We start from the raw sequence: 20,432 nt of genomic DNA on the forward strand, positions 1-20,432 counted from the left end.
AAAAAAACTATAATAAAAAAAGGATTATAATCTAAGAATGTTGTTCTTCAGATAAACAGGAAATGAAAATAGTGGTGGTGGTTCTAAGATTCTTAATAAAGGAATAGAATCATTTGTCGAATAAACAGAAGTTATTTCAGATAAAAAATAAGATATGTGAAAAATACTTTCTTCCGAAATCTTAACACTGAGCTTAAAAAACGGGCTAAATACTTTAATAAAGAAATTCTTAAATGAGCAACATTCATCTTTTGCATTTATTAAAAGATTGTCTTTGCCAATTATAATCTCCGCCTTGCAACAATGATCTTCTGCTTCCTCTTTAATTGCTGAATTTGAGTGGCTGAAATAACTGTCAATGCTGCATTCACATGTTGTTACCGGCTTGAAGTGTAAATCACTACTGCCAGATTTGTTGCAATGATGGTTTATAAAATAAACGCCTGTAGCAGCTGAAGCAAATACAACTGCAACAATAATGGTAATAATGTTTTTAAACAATTTAAGCATTGCAATACAAAAATAGTATAAATTTTATATTAAAGAAAACCTGTTTGTAGTTTTAACATGGATTTAACTTCCTTTATATGATTTGTCATTATTATCAATGCTAAAAAACAAACTATATTTTCATTTTATAGAGTTTTTTATATTCAGCAAGATCCTTCTGCCTGTATAAGAAATACAAATAACCTTCGTTGACCTTTATTTTTTCTATAAATACAAAGCCCGGTATTTCTATTGACAGAACGATCGCACCATTGCCGGTACTGATCTCTTTCAGTTGTGAAATGCCGTTCTTTCTGAATAATATATACACCTTTTGCATTGCAACGTCAATATATAATTCTCTTACGTAATTTCTGCCCAGTTGAAAAGTGATTCCTGTTTCTGATATTTTATCTGCATCAATACTGAATTTTTCCAGTTTTGATTCCAAAAAGTTAAACAGGATTAAGGTATCGTTTAAATTTATAAGTGGTGCATACAGCGGCCGGTTGATAACAAGTTGCTGAAAACGGAGGTCTTCTTCCTTACCATCGAAATATACGCCCCAACGGTTCCTTTGTATATTATCATGGTCTGCAAGAGTTCTGAAGCAGTTGAGGCTGTCATCAGGTTCAAAATAATTGTAATAATTGAGTACCTGATCTTCATACATGTATTGCCTTAAATAATAATGCTCACCGGCATGACCAACAATCACATTGTTTATACTGTTAAACTTTTCAATATTAATAGGGTTTGCCAGCATTAATTTCTCTGAATCAATCATGATTTCATAGGCAGTGGTTTTAGAAATAAAATAAATTTTTCCGTCGAAATCTTTACAAAGCCCAACAGGTTTATTTACCGGGATATTTGTTAGCGTGTCACCCAAAAAACTGACAAGCAACAGCTTTGGTTTTAGAAAACTCTGATTTTCAAAAGCCAGTAGGACAATGTTGTCACCGCTGATCTCATAATCCATAACATGATATGCTTTCCCCGGGATGACCTCTTCGGGTTTTGAAACCGTTATGTCAACAGGGTTAAGGTTAACAGGTTTTGCAGGCAGGTAAATAATCGTAGTATCATCGGAGACAGAAATTCTTGTTTTGACAGTTTTATATGACAAATGACGGATCTCTGCTTCGCAGTTAAAACACGATACTGTGAGGAAGAAATATCCCTGATCATTTGTATAAGCTTTATTTACCTGCCCGTACAAAAAAACTTCAGCATCAGATAAAGGCTTTTTGGTTGCTGAATCTAACACATGACCATTAAGCGTATAGTTTTTTTGAGCATGGCAGAGCAGGACCGAACAAGCCAGAGAAACTAGTAAGACGCTTATGGGTACTGTTGTTTTCATTTCTTCAATTATACGGTTGCAAAACCTGAATTAATTATAAATGATACATCTTATTTATTAAAAAAACTTTTTGTCTCTATAACAACACAGCCGCCGGTAAAATCACCGTAATTTGCAGGTACTCCACCCGTATACACCATCATCTTTCCTATAGCACCCGAAGGTATATGTGCTTGTCCGTCGGCAGCCTTAACACCATCCACAATATAAACAACACTGTTGTCCCTTGAGCCGCGGAAGTATATTTCATCATCTTCATTAACATAAATATCTGAAGACAAATTACTTATTATGGTATTTATGTTGTGACCTCCTGCCAGGTTATCAAGCATATCAGGGCTGACATTGATCACAGGAACAGGTTTTATAAGCGGGTCTTTATATCCGTATATTTCAACGGGTTGCCCGTCAATGATAATGCCTTCCATACTAACATAAGCATCTTCGATAAACGTTATTTCTCCGGGGCTGACTTCAATACCTTCGATAGTGACAGTTTTATACCCCATGTAAGAAATTTTTATTGAATATTTGCCTGAACTGAGTGGCTTCAAAACATAATACCCGTTTAGGTCGGTTTGGCAGCCCACCGTGCTATTACCTGAACTTATGACCACATTTGCTCCCGGCAGGGTTTCCTTGGTTTCATTGTCAAGTAACTTACCTTTAATGACTCCCGTGTTTTGTCCATGGACCTGTGCTACAAGGAACGGGATGAAGGCACAGAATAAAAATAATTTTTTCATAACGTTAAAATTTTTTGGTTAATAATTTTATTTCGTTTCAAGTGGGTTTTATATTGATGAAATTTTAATTTTAGTGTTAAGTTATCAGAAGGAATGAACCTTAATTGAATGAAATCAGAAAGCGGAAAATTAAACAAGTGAACGGCAGTACCTTTTCAGTAAGTGGTCATAACTTGCTTTTTATTTATTATGTATCAGTTTTTTTAAAGTTCGCAAAACCTAATAAGAAATACCATAAATTAGCAAATATTTTTAGTAAATGAATTATGATGTCATTATCATAGGGGCAGGTGCCTCAGGACTGATGTGTGCCGGAACAGCTGCAAGCAGGGGTTTGCATGTTATGTTGCTCGAAAAGATGCCAATGCCTGCCCGTAAGTTACGCATCAGTGGCAAGGGCAGATGTAACATCACCAATATTGCCCCACAATCAGAATTCATGAAACATATCGGCCCTGACACCAGATTTTTGAAATATGCTTTTGCAACATTTTTTTCGAAGGAACTAATACATTTTTTTGAAAGCATAGGTGTTCCGACAATAACAGAACAAGGCGGGCGGGTTTTCCCTGCCAGCGAAAGCGCCCAGGATGTAGTGGATGCCCTGGTGAAATGGGCAAAAAAACAAGGTATAGAGATGATTTGTAAAGAACCTGTAAGTTGTATCACAGTGAATGATAACAAAGCTACAGGAATTATTCTTGCAAACGGCAAACACATCCCTGCTAAAAAAGTAGTGCTTGCCACAGGAGGAGCTTCTTATCCTGCCACAGGTTCTGAAGGTGACGGCTACCGTATGGCTAAAGAACTAGGACATACGATTAAACCTGTTTATCCGGCTTTGGTTCCTTTTGAGACTGACAGTGATATTCCAAAGCGCTTGCAAGGACTTTCGCTGAAAAATGTTCAGGCACATATATGGGTTGAAGGAAGGAAAACAGCATCGGCTTTCGGGGAAATGCTATTTACACATTTCGGCGTTTCGGGGCCTATCATTTTATCTTTAAGCAGAAAAATACAACCCGGGGAAATAAAGCAAAAGAATGTTGAAATTTCAATTGACCTTAAACCTGCCCTAGACCATGAAAAATTAGATGCAAGGCTTTTGCGTGATATGGATGAACACGGGAAAAAAAGTTTCAATTCACTGCTGAAATTATGGCTTCCTTCCAGCATGATTCCCGTTTTTGCAGATAGTACAGGCATTCCATTGGAAAAAACTGGCAACCAGATTTCATCGGCTGAAAGAAAAAAAATACGATTGTTATTAAAAGATTTTCGTTTACGAATAATAAGAACCCGAGGTTTTGCAGAAGCTATAATAACTGCTGGCGGAGTCAGTACCAGTGAAATCAATCCGGTTACCATGGAGTCGAAACTGATTAAAAATCTTTTTTTCTGCGGGGAAGTGATTGACCTCGATGCCGATACCGGCGGTTATAATCTGCAGATAGCATTCTCAACGGGTTACCTTGCAGGAATTTCAATGCAAAAATCATGATTATGAAAAATGTAATCATTATATTTTTGCTTTCAATATGCATAGGGTTATCCGCTCAACAGGTCAATTACAATTACCTTCCCGTAAAAGTCAATGGCAAATATGGCTTCATTGATACTACCGGGAAATACCTTATTAAACCTGAATTTGATTTTCTTGGCAATATGATTGAAGGAAGGGCGCGTGTTAATGTTGGAGGAATACCTGATGATATGGGTTTTATGGAAGGCGGAACTTGGACATTTATTGATTCCCTGGGGAACCCGATAACCGAACCCGTTTATGACATGGTTTATGACTTTTCAGAAAGCCGTGCCAGGGTGATTTATGAAGGGGTATATGGGTTCATTGATGAAAGTGGCAATGAAGTAATTCCTTGTATTTATAACAACATCCTTGATTTTAATAACGGCCTGACACAGTTTCAACAAAACGGTCGCTGGGGCAGCCTTGACAAATACGGAAATGTTGTAATACCGCCGCATTTTATAAGCTCCTATTACTTCAGCGAAGGAAGAGCAGTTGTAGGATACATTTTTAATGAAGGTTATATTGATAAAAAAGGAAACTACATCACTGATAGTAATTTTTTTGATGCAAAAGCATTTAAAGACGGATTGGCCATTGTTATTACGGCTGATTCAGCCCGTTATGGCATGATAGATACTTCGGGAAAAGTTGTTACCCCCTGTAAATACGGATATATAAACGGATTCAGCGAAGGACTCTGTGCCGTAAATATCGGAGGAGTATTTTCATCAGACCTTTATCAGGTACTGGGTGGAAGTTGGGGTTTTATGAATAAATCAGGCAATCTGGCAATACCCGCTGAATATGAAGGTGCAGGATTTTTTTCGGAAGGCCTTTGCGCAGTTAAGAAAAAAGGGAAGTGGGGTTTTATCAACAAAGACAATATGGTCGTGATACCGTTTCAATTCCAGACCGTATTTGAGTTTTCATCGGGAATGGCCCGTATTATAAAATCAGGGAAATACGGATATATTGATAAGACTGGTAAAATAAAAATCGCGCCACAGTATGACTACGCCCTGGATTTTCATAATGGATTTGCTATAGTCAATAAGGGAAGTGTTACCAAAGAATATGAGCCCGACTATGGTAAGCCGGGAAAATGCGGAGTAATAAACACCAGCGGAAGATATATTGTTCCGCTTGAATTTGATGGAATCCGGCACATAGGGAAAAATATATTCAAAGTAATAAAAGGGAAAGGATGGGGATATTATAACTCGAAAGGGCAATGCATATTTGTTGTTACAGAATAGAAGTTCCGGCAAACAAATATTCGACTCCTGATGGAGTCGTTTTTTCTAGTTCAAGGTTTTTTATAAACATTTAACTCCAACGGAGTCAAAGTAAAAGCAAATCTAAAACGGCTACAGAGCAGTCGCATAACTGTATATATTATTTGCTCTGCTTCAGAGGATGGGCAAAAAGTTTTACATCCTGCCCCGTAATCTGTTTGTCACAAAGGATAATAAGTCGTTCCACCACATTCCTTAACTCACGGACATTTCCCGTCCATTGTATCTTTTGTAGTTCTTCGATTGCTGAAGGCTGTACTTTTAGTACCGGAATTCCCTGTGACTGGCAAATTTCTTTCACAAAATGCTCAACAAGTAGAGGGATATCTTCCAACCGTTGGTTCAGAGAAGGCACTTCAATTAAAATCACACTTATACGATGATAAAGATCTTCGCGGAAGGCTTTATTTTTTATCTCCTCATCCATGTTTTTGTTGGTAGCAGCAATCACCCTGACATTGACCGGAATATCTTTTTCGCCACCTACACGGGTAATTTTGTTTTCCTGCAAGGCACGCAAAACTTTTGCCTGAGCTGACAGGCTCATATCACCAATTTCATCCAGAAAAATAGTGCCTCCGTCAGCCTGTTCAAAATCTCCTTTGCGTTGTTTGATAGCAGAAGTAAAGGAGCCTTTCTCATGGCCGAAAAGCTGACTTTCTATCAGTTCGGAAGGTATGGCCGCACAATTCACTTCAATAAAAGGCTTGCCTGAGCGGTTACTTTTTTCGTGCAGCCAGCGTGCCACCAACTCTTTGCCTGTGCCGTTCGCACCGGTTATCAGCACACGGGCATCTGTAGGCGCTACACGGTCTATCATATCTTTAATTTGTTGGATGGCTTTTGATTCACCAACCATTTCCCAAGTTTTACTGATTTTCTTTTTCAGCACTCTGGTTTCTGTCACGAGGCTTGATTTATCCATAGCATTGCGAAGCGTTATCAACAGGCGATTTAAGTCGAGAGGCTTTGCAATATAATCGTAAGCACCAAGCTTAATTGATTCCACTGCAGTTTCTATGGTCCCGTGGCCGGATATCATCACTACCGGAGTATCTGTCTTTTCCATAATGACTTTAAGCACCTCTATCCCATCCATTTTAGGCATTTTGATATCACATAAAATCACATCATATTTTTCCTTTTCAATCTTCTGTATGCCTTCGGTGCCATCAGCCGCATCATCTACCTGAAACTTTTCATACTCAAGTATCTCACGCAAAGTGTTGCGGATACTTTTTTCGTCATCAATTACTAAGATTTTTGCCATTTTATTTTTTGAATTAAGGAAAGTTTATGAGTTATTGTATTAATGTGTTATTACTAAATAAGTTTCTTATATCTAATTCTTTTTGGACCGACATCTCCAAGTCTTTTCTTTTTATTCTCTTCGTATTCAGAATAACTTCCTTCAAAATAATACATTTCCGAATTACCCTCAAATGCTAAGATGTGGGTAGCCACACGGTCGAGAAACCAGCGATCGTGAGAGATGATAACTGCACAACCGGCAAAGTTCTCCAGCGCTTCTTCTAATGCACGAAGTGTGTTCACATCAATATCGTTGGTGGGTTCGTCGAGCAATAATACATTGGCTTCCTGTCGTAAAGTTAATGCCAGATGCAAGCGGTTACGCTCGCCCCCTGAAAGCACGTCGGCTTTTTTGCCTTGATCGGGCCCACTGAAATTGAAGCGTGATACATACGCCCGCGAGTTCATGGTTCTGTTGCCTAATACGATATTTTCATTTCCTTCTGAAATAACTTCCCAAACATTTTTATCAGGGTCTATCTCAACATGAGCCTGATCAACATAGGCTATTTTGACTGTTTCCCCTACTTTGAAAGTTCCAGAATCTGGTTTCTCCAGTCCCATCATCAATCGGAAAAGTGTTGTTTTTCCCGCGCCGTTTGGCCCTATCACTCCCACTATCCCTCCGGGAGGCAGCATAAAATTCAGGTTCTCGAATAAAAGTTTATCACTAAACGCTTTTGACACATTCTGGGCTTCGATAACCACATCTCCCAGCCGTGGTCCATTCGGAATAAATAACTCAAGCTTTTCTTCCTTTTGTTTCACATCTTCGTTCAGTAAACTTTCATAGGCTTTCAACCTTGCTTTTCCCTTGGCATGACGGGCTTTGGGAGCCATTCTTACCCACTCCAGCTCACGCTCCAGAGTCTTGGCACGTTTACTCTCGGCTTTTTCTTCCTGCTGCAATCGTTTTGTTTTCTGCTCCAGCCATGAAGAATAATTTCCTTTCCAGGGAATGCCTTCTCCTCTATCAAGTTCCAGTATCCATCCGGCAACATTGTCGAGAAAATAACGGTCGTGAGTAACAGCAATGACTGTACCTTTATATTGCTGCAAATGATGTTCAAGCCATTCAACAGACTCCGCATCAAGGTGATTGGTGGGTTCATCCAGTAACAAGATATCAGGCTCCGAAAGTAACAAGCGGCACAGAGCAACCCTGCGGCGTTCACCCCCCGAAAGATTTTTTATTATCATATCGCCGTCGGGGCAACGCAAGGCATCCATGGCACGTTCCAGTTTATTGTCTAGCTCCCAAGCCTCATTTTTATCAAGCAATTCGGTGAGTTGGCCCTGACGTTCTATAAGCTTATTCATCTCATCATCCGACATTGGCTCAGCAAACTTATTATTCACTTCTTCGTATTCTTTCAGAAGGTCAACTATCGGCTGTACACCTTCCTGAACTATTTCTTTCACGGTTTTTGTGTTATCGAGTTCTGGTTCCTGCAACAATATTCCAACAGAATAACCGGGAGAAAATACCACTTCTCCATTGAAGGATTTTTCAAGTCCTGCGATGATTTTAAGCAATGTAGATTTCCCGGAACCGTTCAAACCAATGACCCCTATTTTAGCGCCATAGTAAAATGAGAGGTAAATGTCTTTCAGCACCTGCTTGTTAGGAGGGAATACCTTGCTGACATTCACCATGGAAAAGATAATTTTTTTGTCGTCGGACATCTTTCTATTTTTGATTTTTATGAGAAATGCGAAAATAATAAAATAATCTATACATTTTACGATTAAGTACAGGTATCAGGCATGAACCTTATGCCCAATGATACATCTTAAAAATCAGGTTACAGAAACCCGGTATTTACTTTGACAGTTTCTTAAAATCCTCCTCCAGAAATGCATCAGGTTTTTCGGAAGTAATTTTATGCTCGCTGAAATAAAGAGGCTTGCCTTCTTTGGCGGTAATGATAAATTTATAACATGTCGCCCCTAACACCGTGCCCTCCGGCCCAACTTTATGAAGCAACGCCACATTGGAGTAATTTTCTTCAATGGCTTTATCAATTTCCTCAGGTTCAACAATTTTAACGGCGTAAGGATAGTATTTTTTTATTTTTTCCACTGTATTGACATTCACGGCAAGTTCAGATTTTGTAAGCCACAATTCATATTTATTCATTTCAGTAGCATTTTCTTTCACCATCTGTTCAATATCCTTACCGGGATTTTTACTGATATATTTCATATAATAATCAACAAATTTCAGTAAGGCACCAAAGCGATACTCATACGATTCTTCATCCACTTCCGCATAAGCGACAGGCACTATGCACAAATCATGCAGCTTGTTCAGATTTTTGGAAGCATCACCCATGACCAAATTAATAATAGTATAATCATAAGACTGAGATTTTCCAAAACTCGCTTGAGCCACATACAAAAAAGAACTTCTGGTATCGCTCATTTTCTTCTCAAACTCTTCGTAAGAAATAACTTCAAAAGGTGTTATTTTCCAAATCTTTTCCAGACCTTCAGTTGCATAGGCATTAAAAACCGAGAATGGATTGTCTTCCAGAACCACATACGTCTTGCTTTTATTGAAAGCCTCCACATCTTCCTTAGCAGGGGCGGTAAGCTGAGCATTGATGCAATGCGCTGATATGGCAAAAAGAACAGCTAACACAATGATTTTTCTCATAGGATTATTTTTCTTTAAAAACTGAAACAACAATCGTATATTACTATTTTAGTGCCAAAATTATAAAACTAAATCTGACAACAATACAATTTTACCATTGCTTAGTATTTTCATTTAAAAATCGTTGTAACTTTATCATACAATATTTTAAATGTTAAACAGCATTATAAACTGGCTTGAAAATCATACCCTCCCATGCCTGCATAAAACACTACTGGGTTTTGAATGCCCGGGTTGCGGTGCACAAAGAGCTTTTATAGAACTGCTGAAAGGTAACATTATTGAAAGTATAAAAGCATGGCCAGCCCTTTTGCCCGTTATGTTTATGCTCATTTATCTAATTTTATTTTTAATTTTTAAGTTTAAAAAGGGCACTGAAGTTTTGAAAGCCACCTTTATAATTAATGCAATAATTATTACTGCAAATTATTTTTATAACCTAATTTTGCATTTATTATAAACGAACCGCCACAATATTCTATGAGGCTTATTAAAAAAAAACAAATGTTATGGAAATACAACAAACAGAATACAAGAGAACGGTGCTTCGGCAAAAAATGATACCCTACTCTATTACATGTATGGTTTTCGGAATAGTGTCCATAGCCGTTTTATGTTATTTCGGCTGGGTAGCCGCTATTGTGGCTCTGGTCCTGCATAAAAAGGCCATGAAAATATACAATGAAAACCCTCCCGATTATAAAGAAAGTTCATTAAAAATGCTCAAGGCGGGAAAAATATGCGGCATCATCGGGCTTATCGTATCCATAGTTACAACCGTTTTCTACATACTTTATTTTGCTTTTATTTTTTATATTGTTGAGCGACCTGGTTTAATAAATTTTGATTTTTAGCGATGAAAATTCTACCCGTAACCCTTATCCGTGAAGCCGATGTATATACCATAACTCATGAGCCTGTAGTATCCCTTGACCTGATGGAACGCGCCGCAGGAAAGTGTTTTTCATGGCTTATTCAACACTACGGAAAAAATAAAAAATTTAAAATTTTCTGTGGCATTGGCAACAACGGCGGCGATGGACTGGTAATTGCCCGCATGTTGGCAGGAAAAAACATTTACGTTGAAACATACATTGTTCGTTATAGCACAAAATCCTCAGAAGATTTTAATATTAATCTTGAGCGCTTAAAAAAAATTAAAAAGTCAATAATTAATGAGATTAATGATACTATCAACCTTCCCGAAATTGACAAAGATGACATTGTTGTAGATGCCATTTTTGGTTCAGGTCTTTCGAAGCCTGTTAACGAAGGAATTGCATCTGATGCCATAAAACATATTTCAAAGAGCAGAGCACAAATAGTTTCCATTGATATGCCATCAGGATTGTTTGGTGAAGATAACAGTTATAATAATGGAAATATTATTTGTGCAACTCACACCTTAAGTTTTCAGTTTCCTAAACTTGCTTTTCTTTTTTCAGATAATGAAAAATATGTAGGTAATTGGCACATACTTCCTATTGGCCTGCATCCGGATTATATTAATAATGCTAAAGTCAACAATTTTTTAATTGAAAAAGACGACTGCCACCAGTTGATAAAACCTCGGAAGACATTTTCACATAAGGGCACATATGGGCATGCTTTACTGGTTTGCGGCTCATACGGAAAAATGGGAGCTGCTGTTTTGTCTGCCCGTGCCTGCATAAAATCAGGGGCCGGCTTGGTGAGCGCTCATATACCAAAATGCGGATATGAAATCATGCAATCGGCAGCCCCGGAAATCATGTGCAGCACCGACACAAGTGAACAAGTTATCTCTGATATCATTGACCTGAAACCATACAATGCTGTTGGTGCAGGCCCTGGCATCGGCACAGATAAAAAAACGCAGCACGCATTAAAAATACTTATTCAAAACTGCAACTGCCCTATAGTTTTTGATGCCGACGCAATAAATATCCTTGCTGAAAATAAAACATGGCTTTCATTTGTGCCCCAAGGTTCGATATTTACTCCACATCCTAAAGAATTTGAGCGACTGGTTGGGAAAACAAATAATGAGAATGAAAGGCAAAAATTACAAATTGATTTTTCAAAAAAATATGGAGTATATCTTGTGCTGAAAGGAGCATACACATGCATCAGCACTCCCGCAGGCGACTGTTATTTTAATTCTACCGGCAATCCGGGTATGGCAACAGGAGGCAGCGGCGATGTGCTTACCGGAATTATAACCGGTCTGTTAGCACAGGGTTACACTTCATTCGAATCATGTTTAATTGGGGTTTTTGTTCACGGTTTGGCCGGTGATTTTGCCACAAAACGATTTGGCTATGAAGCCACTACAGCTAGTGAGATAATTCATTTTCTGGGGAAAGCCTTCTTAAAACTGCGATAACACTATTTGTCAATAATGTATGTCGCATATCACATATTGAACTAATAAATCAGGTTAGTAAAATTTGGCTTATATCTTTCCTAAGCCGTGGGGTATTTGCTCGCTTTTTCAATTCTTCCGTCAATACAGCTGTATCTCCCCGATAACCTATCGCAGCAACAGAAATGACATCATAATCATCTGATATATTGAAACTATCTCTTGCCATTTCAGAGCTGAAACCTCCCATCTGATGTACATAAATTTTATGTTCCATGGCAGCCATTATAAAACTCATCACTGCCATACCGGTATCATATCGATAAAAAGGGTTTGGTTTTTCATTGTGCGAGAAGTTTTTCCTGGCCAGCACTAACATGAGTGCCGGAGCAGTTTTTGCCCATTCCATGTTAGCATCAACAAGGCAGTTGAAAAGTTTTTCATATTTTATATTTTCAGTTTTAGGACAGTAAATAAAACGCCACGGCTGCTCATTGTATGCCGAAGGCGCCCAACGTGCTGCTTCAAATAAAGGGAACAACAGGTTTTCTTCAATACCTTTATTTGAAAATATTATAGGGCTGTAACGCTGTTTAATCAAATCAAATGTATTCATAAATATTAAAATTAAATTTCTATTATGCTATCATGAACTTTAAACCATTCAATAGTTTTCTTTCGGAATTTCCAGCATGTCATTTTTCTGATGCACTCATCCTTTGCAATCTTGTATGCTGAGATATTCGGGTTACAACATATGGAATACATTATTTTAAATGCTTCAGTTATCGGCAAACGACAGTTATGGAACACAGTATGCGCTGTTGCAGATTCATCATGTTTGCATCGTGTGCAACGTCTTGAATATGGTTTTTTACCTTCACAGTAATTGTCATTTCCGCATTTGCGGCATCTGTAACCGTCTTTCCACTTTTCATCTGTTAAAAATCTAAGGCAATTTTCTTTCGAAGAATAAATATTTTCAAATTTATCAGGTAGTATTCCTTTAAACACCCTTTTCATTGAATTTTTTTACAAAAATATAAAAAAAGTGATACTAAAGCGATATTATTAAAATTTTATTTATCTTTGCAAAAATTTTTTTATGAAAAAAGTATTCATCATTATATTATCTGCATGTGTATTTTTATCATGCGGCAATAGTTCAAACCAAGGTCAGACAATACCTGAAGATATTAAAGTAACTGAAAAAGAACCTGTAAAAAATGAAATTACCGATGTTCCGGTTTCGTCACCAATTTCAATTAATGAAAATGAATTCAAACAGAAAATTCATGATTTCACTAAAAAAGATTGGAAATACCTTGGCGATAAGCCCTGCCTTGTTGATTTTTATGCTGACTGGTGCGCTCCCTGCCGCCGCCTTTCCCCTATACTCGAACAAATTGCATCTGAGTATGCAGGGAAATTATACATTTATAAAATAAATACTGATAAAAACAAGTCCGTTTCATCATACTTTGGTATCAGTAGCATACCAGCGGTGATGCTTTGTCCTATGATGAATCAGCCTCAGATGATGGTGGGGCTGTACCCTAAAGAAGAATATATCAAAGCTATTGCTCAGGTATTGGGAATCCAATAAGATGAATTATTTATTACCGGCTAAGATAAGGACTCATGGCCAGAAGTTATTGGCAAACAGTAATTCTGTATAAATAAAAAAATAAAATAATATCACGTGAAAAATTTAACAAAAGAAACATTTAAAGAAAAAGTTTTCAATTTTGAAACCGAAAAAGAATGGAAATTCAATGGTTCTCTACCCTGTATCATTGATTTTTATGCCGATTGGTGCGGGCCATGTAAAATGGTAGCTCCTGTTCTTGAGGAATTATCTAAAGAGTACACTGGAAAAGTTGATATCTATAAAGTTGATACAGAGGCTGAACAAGAACTCGCATCTGTTTTCGGAATACAGAGCATCCCCAGCATTTTGTTTTGTCCTAAAGATGGCCAGCCGCAAATGATGATGGGGACCATGCCCAAACAAAGTTTCGTTCAGGCTATTAATGAAGTGCTTCTGAATAAGCAAAACTAGATGCAATATTTCATACTTAATTATTAAGGAGAAAAAAGGTATAAGTTTTTTATTCCCCTGATCTGCTTTTTAAATTGTTTTTATACTTGTATCAAACCGTCTTTAATTAACATGATACGGTCTGACATGGCAGCAAACTCTGTATTGTGGGTAACAATGATAAAAGTCTGGTTGAACTTTTCTCTTAGGTTAAAAAACAAATTATGAAGTTCTTTTGCATTTGCCGAATCCAGGTTTCCTGAAGGTTCGTCGGCAAGTATCACGTCGGGACTGTTTATTAATGCACGGGCAACTGCTACACGTTGTTGTTCGCCACCCGACATCTGCGAGGGTTTATGCAACAGTCGGCCGCCCATTCCTAAAAAATCAAGAATATCTTTTGCTTTTCGCTCTGCATCTTTTTTTGAAACCTTTGCAATATATGCCGGTATGCAAACATTTTCCAAAGCCGTGAACTCTGGGAGTAAGTGGTGAAATTGAAAAACAAATCCAATATGGCGGTTGCGAAAAACAGATAATTTTTTTTCACTCATAGAAGACGTATTCATCCTGTTAATTTCCAAAGTTCCTGAGTCGGGGTTATCCAGTGTGCCGATGATGTGTAACAGTGTGGTTTTTCCAGCGCCTGAAGCCCCTGCAATAGCTACAATCTCACCTTTAGAGATAACCATGTTAATACCTTTTAAAACCTTTAATGACCCGTAGCTTTTACAAATATTAATAACTTTTATCATGATGGTTTTTTTTCTTTTTAATAAATCTTTTCACTTGTTGATAATCGAGATAATAAAGAACCTTAACAGAAAGCGAATTTAACTGTTTTTCGTAAAATATTTTTCTGAAGTTTCTGAAATATGATGGAACAATAATCTGGCTGTCTTTAGCAATATTATTCTTATATGTGATGTGCAGGCTGCTGCCCGGAGCAAACTCCCAGTAAAACATCAGGTCAATGTTGAAAGCATTGAAATTAAAATTATATTGCTTGTCTAGTGGCAATAATGGATCCGTTATCAATATGCCGTCATTATCCAATTTATAATGTTGGTCGTACATTCCTTTTGCCCAGTAATGCCTCAACTGCAAACTCAGAGAGAGGTCTTTCTTAAAAACATAACGAGCATTCAACTGATTTTCGACAGTAATTATATCCCTTTTGCCCATGATGATATTTCCTATGTCATCATTGTAAACAAATCCAATATCATTATAGTTTCCCTCATATTTACAGCTTATGTCAAAAGCAAAATTATCTGTAGGCACAATGATGGGGTTCAGTGTTATACCATAATAAATTCCATCTCCGTTTATTTCCTGCCAGTAATCCAGTGTGATGTCAATGGCAAAAGTTTTACGATAGTCCGTTGAAAAAAAAGCATTTGCAAGAAACCAGCGATCCATCACAAAAAACCTTCCTGGAGTCCTGGTTTCGTGAAAGTTATTTACAAATAGTGGACTAAGAGTAAAAGTACCCGTAATACTGAGGTATTTTTTTGTCGTCAAAAAGCCTGTATATTCTATTTGAAATTCTTCAACTCTTTTAGCAAGAAAATTTTCGGTATGATAAATATTCAAAGTATTATAAAAATGACGTAGTCTCCAGAAAGGCTCATAAATATTGTATTTAAAAGTAGCTCCCGTGGTAGTTATGTTGTTTTGAAGCACCAGGCCCATATCGTTGGCATCATAGGTATGGTTCATCTCGTTGCGGTAAACTGAGAACTGAAAGCGTCCGCTAATCTTATTAAAAGAAACATCATATTTATATCCCAGATTATTTTTATAATTAAGGTTTTCGGAACTATCAACATAAAACTTCTGGCTGAGTGCAGCGGAAGCTGCAATTTGGAATATATTTTTTCTGTCGTTTAAGTTAAAGCCCAGAAGCGAAACATTAGCATCATCATATTTTCTGCTTCTGATGACATTGGTATTCACAAAATAAATTTTTGAATTGTTCTTTAAAATCTGGTCGAACACAAAAATGTTATAATTGGTTAACGGCTCGGTAAGTATTTTCCGCTTATTTCCCAAAGAATCTTTTACTGTTGCATAAGTGTTATTGGTTATGGCATTAAACACCCCAATGGCTGTCCCGTTTTTGTTACGCCCTGAAATTTTTATGGCATTCAGCAGTTTTGCCTGTCCGGGATTTTTATATATAAACTCATCATCCTGCAAAGAGTCTTCCACAGAATAATGTCCCTGCGGCTCCCGGCCAATGCGCCGGGTATAAAACAGATCGCCAAGCGTAAACAAGTCAATGGCTTCGGTAAAAAAGGGGCGGTGTTCTTCATACACCGTTTCGAAAGCAGAGATATTTTTTACCTGATAATCCGATTGCACCTGGCTGAAATCGGGCAGCAGCGTCACATCTATAGTAAAACACTCACTGATGCCATATTTTAAATCAAGCCCACCGGAAAAAGAATAGGAAAAATTATTTTGTCCTTTGATATTATATGGGTAATGGTCTGCGTACAGTGAAATGAAAGGTGTTATTGATAATCTTAGCGGTGCTTTCACCCCAGTAATGCCGCGAAGTTTTCCCCACTGAAGCAAACAATTGCCTGAACTTTTCACTTCCAGAGCCCATTTATCCATCTCTCTATGGCGGCGAATACCCCTGAATATCTGCAAACCCCAAACTTGATCATCGAGCTTGGGAAAACGTAAAGCAGAATAATTTATCTTCATCTCACACGCCCACCCCCAATCGTGAATTTTTACTGCACTATGCCATACACCGCTATATGTTTCGTCGTTTTTCCGGTAATCAAGTTGCACCCCCGATGCCCAGACCATGAAAGTATAAGCATCCGTCTGCATATTGTAGGTATCGAATTCCACACCGAATTTATCGGCATTCAGGTCATCATCGTCGCGGTTCCCAAGTTCTTTTAATATGCTATCGGGGGCCGTATCGTACATCCTGGCAGCAATATATACAGCTTCATCATCATAAGCAATTCTTACAACAGTTTTTTGGGAAGCAGCTATGTTATAAATAGGTTCATACTGGTAGAAATCACCCACGGAATCACACAATGCCCAGCAGGTATCTGTCAGCAAACCGTCAATTTTAGGAGGTTGGCTAATACGAGTTGCAAATGCAGTTTTTTGCTGCGAAAAAAGTTCAACAGGTATGCATATCAAGACAAATATGATTAACAGAATATGCAAACATTTTTTCATCAACACAAAAATAATGTTTTACTTTTAACATTTTCAGATAATATTCATATGCAATATTTATCAGGTGCAGAGTTAAATTGGTTTTTTTTATAATTTTGACTGTATAAATACTTTAGAAATGAATCTACACGAATATCAGGCTAAAGAATTATTAAAAAAATACAACGTGAAAGTCCCGGAGGGTTTGGTTGCCAACTCACCGGAAGAAGCCAAGAATGTTGCAAAACTTATCTATACCAAAACAGGCTCCGAAAAATTTGCTGTAAAAGCGCAAATACATGCCGGAGGCCGTGGCAAAGGAGGGGGCGTAAAAATTGCTTCAAATTTTACGGAAGTTTATGATTATACAACACAGATTATAGGAATGCAGCTTATAACACCTCAAACCAAAGCTGAAGGGAAAAAAGTCAACAAAGTACTGATTGAACAAAATATTTATTATCCAGGGCCAGGCCAGATACAGGAATTCTATGTCAGCATTTTACTGAACCGGCAAAGCGGAAGAAATATTGTGATGTATTCACCACGGGGTGGTATGGATATTGAAAAGGTTGCTGAGGAAACACCTGATCAAATCTTCATAGAAGAGATACATCCTTCTTTGGGCATACAATCTTTCCAATGCCGTAGAATTGCTTTTAATCTTGGATTATCGGGGGAAGCTTACAAAAACATGTTACCGTTCATTAAATGCCTTTACAATGCCTATATAGGTTATGATCTTTCCTTATTAGAAATCAACCCTGTTATAAAAGCTTCCGACGACAAAATATTTGCCGCCGATGCCAAAATGGTTGCAGATAATAATGCACTATTTCGTCATTGTGTCATTGCAAATATGCGCGACTTCACCGAAGAAAACCCAACCGAAGTAGAAGCAGGAAAATATGGGTTGAATTTCATCAAACTTGATGGTAATGTAGGCTGCATGGTAAATGGTGCCGGGCTAGCCATGGCTACTATGGATATCATTAAACTCTCGGGCGGCTCTCCTGCCAATTTTCTTGATGTAGGAGGTTCTGCCGATGCCCGGCGAGTTGAAGAAGCTTTCCGTATCATACTTTCCGACACTAATGTCAAGGCCATTCTCGTCAACATCTTTGGAGGTATCGTCAGGTGCGACCGCGTAGCCAATGGCATAGTGGATGCCTATAAAAGTATTGGTGAAATAAAAGTGCCTATCATTGTGCGGCTGCAAGGCACCAACGCTAAAGAAGCCAAAGACATCATCGACAAATCAGGACTGAAAGTGTTTTCAGCCATACAACTACAGGAAGCAGCTGATTTGGTAAATAAGGTGTTGAAGAATTAAGCCTTAGTCTTTTGTTATCGAATTTTTTATTCGACTGCGCTGCAGTCGATGTGACTTGCAATAATCTTATGCTTCTCTTCTGACTCCGTAGGAGTCAAATATTTATAAAAACACTGAACCAGAATACTTACGACTCCTTCAGGAGTCGAACATATACCTTAAGCATAAAAAAGATTCTAATCCAGCTTCACATACACCGAGTTCTGGCTCTTAAACTCTGCAACTATTTCTTTCATCTTTTTAACAATCTGCATATTGTCATGCTGGTAAAGCAGTTTTTCAAGTTCATCCAGTTGGTTTGAAATAGTTTTATAATCGCTTTCCGAAACACGAGCTATCATGATCTGAGGATGATAAGTTGGAAGAGTATTTTCTTTGTCGTTGAGCAGTTCTTCATACAGCTTTTCTCCGGGGCGCAGGCCGGTATATTTTATCTGGATGTCCTTCCCAAGTTCAAGCCGAGAGAGTTTTATCATCTTTTTCGCCAAATCAAGTATCTTCACCGATTTGCCCATATCAAAAATGTATATTTCACCACCCTCTCCCATAGCTCCTGCTTCCAGCACTAATTGGCAGGCTTCGGGGATTGTCATGAAGTAGCGCGTAACCTCTGCGTGGGTGATAGTAACAGGTCCACCTTTTTCAATTTGCTCACGGAACAAGGGTATTACCGAGCCGTTGGATCCCAGTACATTGCCAAAACGCGTAGTGATAAATCGAGTAGAGTTTTTACTATTGAGCGACTGGGTGTAAATTTCTGCAATACGCTTGGTGGCGCCCATCACACTGGTAGGATTCACTGCTTTATCGGTGGAGACCATCACAAATTTTTCTGTCTTAAATTCGATAGCTAAATCTGCTATTATCCTTGTTCCTAAAACATTTGTAAAAACTGCTTCCACCGGGTTGTTCTCCATCATCGGAACGTGTTTGTATGCTGCAGCATGATAAATAATTTGCGGCAAAAAGGCCTCCATAATTTTGCGCATCCGCACCTTATGGTTGACATCGCAGATAATGATTTCAAAATTTACATTCGGAAATTTTTCATTCAGTTCCAGCTCCAGGTGGTATAATGGCGATTCGGCCTGGTCAATCAGGATGATTTGTTTTGGCGAAAAACGGGCAAGCTGCCTTACAATTTCGCTGCCTATAGAGCCAGCAGCACCGGTAACCAAAATACATCTATCCAGCAGTTCCTTTTGCACTTTGTTCTCATCCAAACGAATTTCATCCCGTTCGAGCAAATCTTCAATATTGATTTTTTTAATTTGCTTAAAGCTCAGTTCGCCGTTTATCCATTTGCTTACCGGGGGCACATTCAGCACTTTGGTGTTATAAGTAAGACAGGTTTCAATAATCTCCTGTTTTTTTGCCGGCTTAATGTTTTGAATTGAAATAATCAGATGCTCTATGGCATTGTTTTCAAGGAGTTTTTCAAGTTTATCGGGGCCGTATATCGGGACGTCTTCTATCTTTAGTCCGATTTTTTTAGGATCATCATCAATAAAACCGAGCACTTTGTATTTTGTACCTGCATCACGGTCGAGTGAACGCTTGGAAATAAGCCCGCTTTCGCCTGCACCATAAATCAACACGTTTGTCTTTTTACTCGAAGGATTGTTCATTTCCATGTAAGTAATTTTCACTAATATACGGAAAGCCGACAATGCCAAAGTGGTGGTGATAAAGTCAATGATAATTATTGAATAAGGAATAAAGTTGATGCCATTTATCAGGAAAAAAGTTGTTAGGTCGGTTAAAACGAAAATTATACTTCCTACAGTTGTAACGGTCACTATTCTTACTGCATCTTTTGTACTGGTGTATAATATTATTCCGGCGTAGGTACGGGCAATGAAAAACGAAACAGCCCGAATAGCTACAACAAAAATCAACACTTTGGGCAGGGCATTGGCATCTTTTTCGGGAAGCTCGAAATTAAAGCGCAGCATATACGCTAACACCACCGATGCCGCACATATCAGCAGGTCTATAAGAAAAATCAGCCAGCGGGGTAAATTAAGCCGTGAGGATATCATAATTCATTTTGTATACCGGCATCAAAGATAAAACAAAATTGTATCTTTTATACCATCTGATTGATAGCTTGTAATCGTTT

The 20,432-nt window shown here is 38.0% G+C and carries 18 protein-coding genes; 7 read left to right on the top strand and 11 right to left on the bottom strand.

What is annotated here, in order from left to right; translation table 11 throughout:
* Positions 1 to 24: 24 nt before the first annotated feature.
* The 3 genes from M0R16_02875 to M0R16_02885 form a co-directional block, all read right to left on the bottom strand.
* Entirely contained in the window at positions 25 to 510 is a 486-nt protein-coding gene (locus tag M0R16_02875; protein MCK9611827.1) for a hypothetical protein, read from the bottom strand.
* A gap of 112 nt (positions 511 to 622) precedes the next feature.
* Positions 623 to 1,855, bottom strand: a complete 1,233-nt coding sequence (locus M0R16_02880; protein ID MCK9611828.1) for a carboxypeptidase-like regulatory domain-containing protein — start codon at positions 1,853 to 1,855, stop codon at positions 623 to 625.
* 50 nt (positions 1,856 to 1,905) lie between these two features.
* Entirely contained in the window at positions 1,906 to 2,601 is a 696-nt protein-coding gene (locus M0R16_02885) for a TonB-dependent receptor (GenBank protein ID MCK9611829.1), read from the bottom strand.
* A gap of 259 nt (positions 2,602 to 2,860) precedes the next feature.
* On the opposite strand from M0R16_02885, the gene M0R16_02890 reads away from it, so the two are divergent.
* Positions 2,861 to 4,102 carry an NAD(P)/FAD-dependent oxidoreductase gene (locus tag M0R16_02890; GenBank protein ID MCK9611830.1) on the top strand — a complete coding sequence of 414 codons (1,242 nt, stop codon included), beginning with the start codon at positions 2,861 to 2,863 and terminating at the stop codon, positions 4,100 to 4,102.
* A gap of 2 nt (positions 4,103 to 4,104) precedes the next feature.
* Positions 4,105 to 5,388, top strand: coding sequence for a WG repeat-containing protein (locus M0R16_02895; GenBank protein MCK9611831.1), 1,284 nt, complete (start codon positions 4,105 to 4,107; stop codon positions 5,386 to 5,388).
* A gap of 139 nt (positions 5,389 to 5,527) precedes the next feature.
* Here M0R16_02895 and M0R16_02900 read toward each other — a convergent pair whose 3' ends face one another.
* From M0R16_02900 to M0R16_02910, 3 genes are all read right to left on the bottom strand, one after another.
* Positions 5,528 to 6,697 carry a sigma-54 dependent transcriptional regulator gene (locus tag M0R16_02900; GenBank protein ID MCK9611832.1) on the bottom strand — a complete coding sequence of 390 codons (1,170 nt, stop codon included), beginning with the start codon at positions 6,695 to 6,697 and terminating at the stop codon, positions 5,528 to 5,530.
* A gap of 53 nt (positions 6,698 to 6,750) precedes the next feature.
* Positions 6,751 to 8,424 carry an energy-dependent translational throttle protein EttA gene (ettA, locus tag M0R16_02905; protein ID MCK9611833.1) on the bottom strand — a complete coding sequence of 558 codons (1,674 nt, stop codon included), beginning with the start codon at positions 8,422 to 8,424 and terminating at the stop codon, positions 6,751 to 6,753.
* 136 nt (positions 8,425 to 8,560) lie between these two features.
* The gene (locus tag M0R16_02910) at positions 8,561 to 9,397 is read right to left on the bottom strand and encodes a hypothetical protein (GenBank protein MCK9611834.1); all 837 of its coding nucleotides are present in this window, start codon (positions 9,395 to 9,397) and stop codon (positions 8,561 to 8,563) included.
* A 509-nt stretch (positions 9,398 to 9,906) separates the two neighbouring features.
* Here M0R16_02910 and M0R16_02915 point away from each other — a divergent pair.
* Both M0R16_02915 and M0R16_02920 read left to right on the top strand, forming a co-directional pair.
* Complete coding sequence (locus M0R16_02915; GenBank protein ID MCK9611835.1) at positions 9,907 to 10,251, top strand: hypothetical protein; 345 nt, start codon at positions 9,907 to 9,909, stop codon at positions 10,249 to 10,251.
* Positions 10,252 to 10,253: 2 nt separating this feature from the next.
* Entirely contained in the window at positions 10,254 to 11,762 is a 1,509-nt protein-coding gene (locus M0R16_02920) for an NAD(P)H-hydrate dehydratase (protein MCK9611836.1), read from the top strand.
* Between the two features lie 49 nt (positions 11,763 to 11,811).
* On the opposite strand, the gene M0R16_02925 is transcribed toward M0R16_02920, so the two are convergent.
* Together M0R16_02925 and M0R16_02930 are read right to left on the bottom strand one after the other, a co-directional pair.
* Positions 11,812 to 12,357, bottom strand: a complete 546-nt coding sequence (locus M0R16_02925) for a nitroreductase family protein (GenBank protein ID MCK9611837.1) — start codon at positions 12,355 to 12,357, stop codon at positions 11,812 to 11,814.
* Positions 12,358 to 12,368: 11 nt separating this feature from the next.
* Entirely contained in the window at positions 12,369 to 12,764 is a 396-nt protein-coding gene (locus M0R16_02930; protein ID MCK9611838.1) for a transposase, read from the bottom strand.
* A gap of 82 nt (positions 12,765 to 12,846) precedes the next feature.
* Here M0R16_02930 and M0R16_02935 point away from each other — a divergent pair, with 82 nt between their 5' ends.
* Entirely contained in the window at positions 12,847 to 13,347 is a 501-nt protein-coding gene (locus M0R16_02935; protein ID MCK9611839.1) for a thioredoxin domain-containing protein, read from the top strand.
* A 96-nt stretch (positions 13,348 to 13,443) separates the two neighbouring features.
* Complete coding sequence (trxA, locus tag M0R16_02940; protein ID MCK9611840.1) at positions 13,444 to 13,803, top strand: thioredoxin; 360 nt, start codon at positions 13,444 to 13,446, stop codon at positions 13,801 to 13,803.
* An 80-nt stretch (positions 13,804 to 13,883) separates the two neighbouring features.
* On the opposite strand, the gene M0R16_02945 is transcribed toward trxA, so the two are convergent.
* Positions 13,884 to 14,537, bottom strand: coding sequence for an ABC transporter ATP-binding protein (locus tag M0R16_02945; GenBank protein ID MCK9611841.1), 654 nt, complete (start codon positions 14,535 to 14,537; stop codon positions 13,884 to 13,886).
* Positions 14,521 to 16,998 (bottom strand): carbohydrate binding family 9 domain-containing protein, encoded by a 2,478-nt coding sequence (locus tag M0R16_02950; GenBank protein MCK9611842.1) that lies wholly within the window; start codon positions 16,996 to 16,998, stop codon positions 14,521 to 14,523. The genes M0R16_02945 and M0R16_02950 overlap by 17 nt, the downstream gene beginning before the upstream one ends.
* Positions 16,999 to 17,116: 118 nt before the next feature.
* On the opposite strand from M0R16_02950, the gene sucC reads away from it, so the two are divergent.
* Positions 17,117 to 18,310: an ADP-forming succinate--CoA ligase subunit beta gene (gene sucC, locus M0R16_02955; GenBank protein MCK9611843.1), complete on the top strand. Its 1,194-nt coding sequence runs from the start codon at positions 17,117 to 17,119 to the stop codon at positions 18,308 to 18,310.
* Between the two features lie 176 nt (positions 18,311 to 18,486).
* On the opposite strand, the gene M0R16_02960 is transcribed toward sucC, so the two are convergent.
* Entirely contained in the window at positions 18,487 to 20,352 is a 1,866-nt protein-coding gene (locus M0R16_02960) for a polysaccharide biosynthesis protein (GenBank protein MCK9611844.1), read from the bottom strand.
* Positions 20,353 to 20,432: the final 80 nt, after the last annotated feature.

The sequence above is a fragment of the Bacteroidales bacterium genome (genome assembly GCA_023228145.1).
Classification (GTDB): Bacteria; Bacteroidota; Bacteroidia; order Bacteroidales; family CAIWKO01; genus CAIWKO01.

Coding starts and splice junctions, on each gene's coding strand:
- M0R16_02875 (MCK9611827.1), bottom strand. CDS start 510: ATGCTTAAATTGTTTAAAAACATTATTACCATTATTGTTGCAGTTGTA.
- M0R16_02880 (MCK9611828.1), bottom strand. CDS start 1,855: ATGAAAACAACAGTACCCATAAGCGTCTTACTAGTTTCTCTGGCTTGT.
- M0R16_02885 (MCK9611829.1), bottom strand. CDS start 2,601: ATGAAAAAATTATTTTTATTCTGTGCCTTCATCCCGTTCCTTGTAGCA.
- M0R16_02890 (MCK9611830.1), top strand. CDS start 2,861: ATGAATTATGATGTCATTATCATAGGGGCAGGTGCCTCAGGACTGATG.
- M0R16_02895 (MCK9611831.1), top strand. CDS start 4,105: ATGAAAAATGTAATCATTATATTTTTGCTTTCAATATGCATAGGGTTA.
- M0R16_02900 (MCK9611832.1), bottom strand. CDS start 6,697: ATGGCAAAAATCTTAGTAATTGATGACGAAAAAAGTATCCGCAACACT.
- ettA (MCK9611833.1), bottom strand. CDS start 8,424: ATGTCCGACGACAAAAAAATTATCTTTTCCATGGTGAATGTCAGCAAG.
- M0R16_02910 (MCK9611834.1), bottom strand. CDS start 9,397: ATGAGAAAAATCATTGTGTTAGCTGTTCTTTTTGCCATATCAGCGCAT.
- M0R16_02915 (MCK9611835.1), top strand. CDS start 9,907: ATGGAAATACAACAAACAGAATACAAGAGAACGGTGCTTCGGCAAAAA.
- M0R16_02920 (MCK9611836.1), top strand. CDS start 10,254: ATGAAAATTCTACCCGTAACCCTTATCCGTGAAGCCGATGTATATACC.
- M0R16_02925 (MCK9611837.1), bottom strand. CDS start 12,357: ATGAATACATTTGATTTGATTAAACAGCGTTACAGCCCTATAATATTT.
- M0R16_02930 (MCK9611838.1), bottom strand. CDS start 12,764: ATGAAAAGGGTGTTTAAAGGAATACTACCTGATAAATTTGAAAATATT.
- M0R16_02935 (MCK9611839.1), top strand. CDS start 12,847: ATGAAAAAAGTATTCATCATTATATTATCTGCATGTGTATTTTTATCA.
- M0R16_02945 (MCK9611841.1), bottom strand. CDS start 14,537: ATGATAAAAGTTATTAATATTTGTAAAAGCTACGGGTCATTAAAGGTT.
- M0R16_02950 (MCK9611842.1), bottom strand. CDS start 16,998: ATGAAAAAATGTTTGCATATTCTGTTAATCATATTTGTCTTGATATGC.
- sucC (MCK9611843.1), top strand. CDS start 17,117: ATGAATCTACACGAATATCAGGCTAAAGAATTATTAAAAAAATACAAC.
- M0R16_02960 (MCK9611844.1), bottom strand. CDS start 20,352: ATGATATCCTCACGGCTTAATTTACCCCGCTGGCTGATTTTTCTTATA.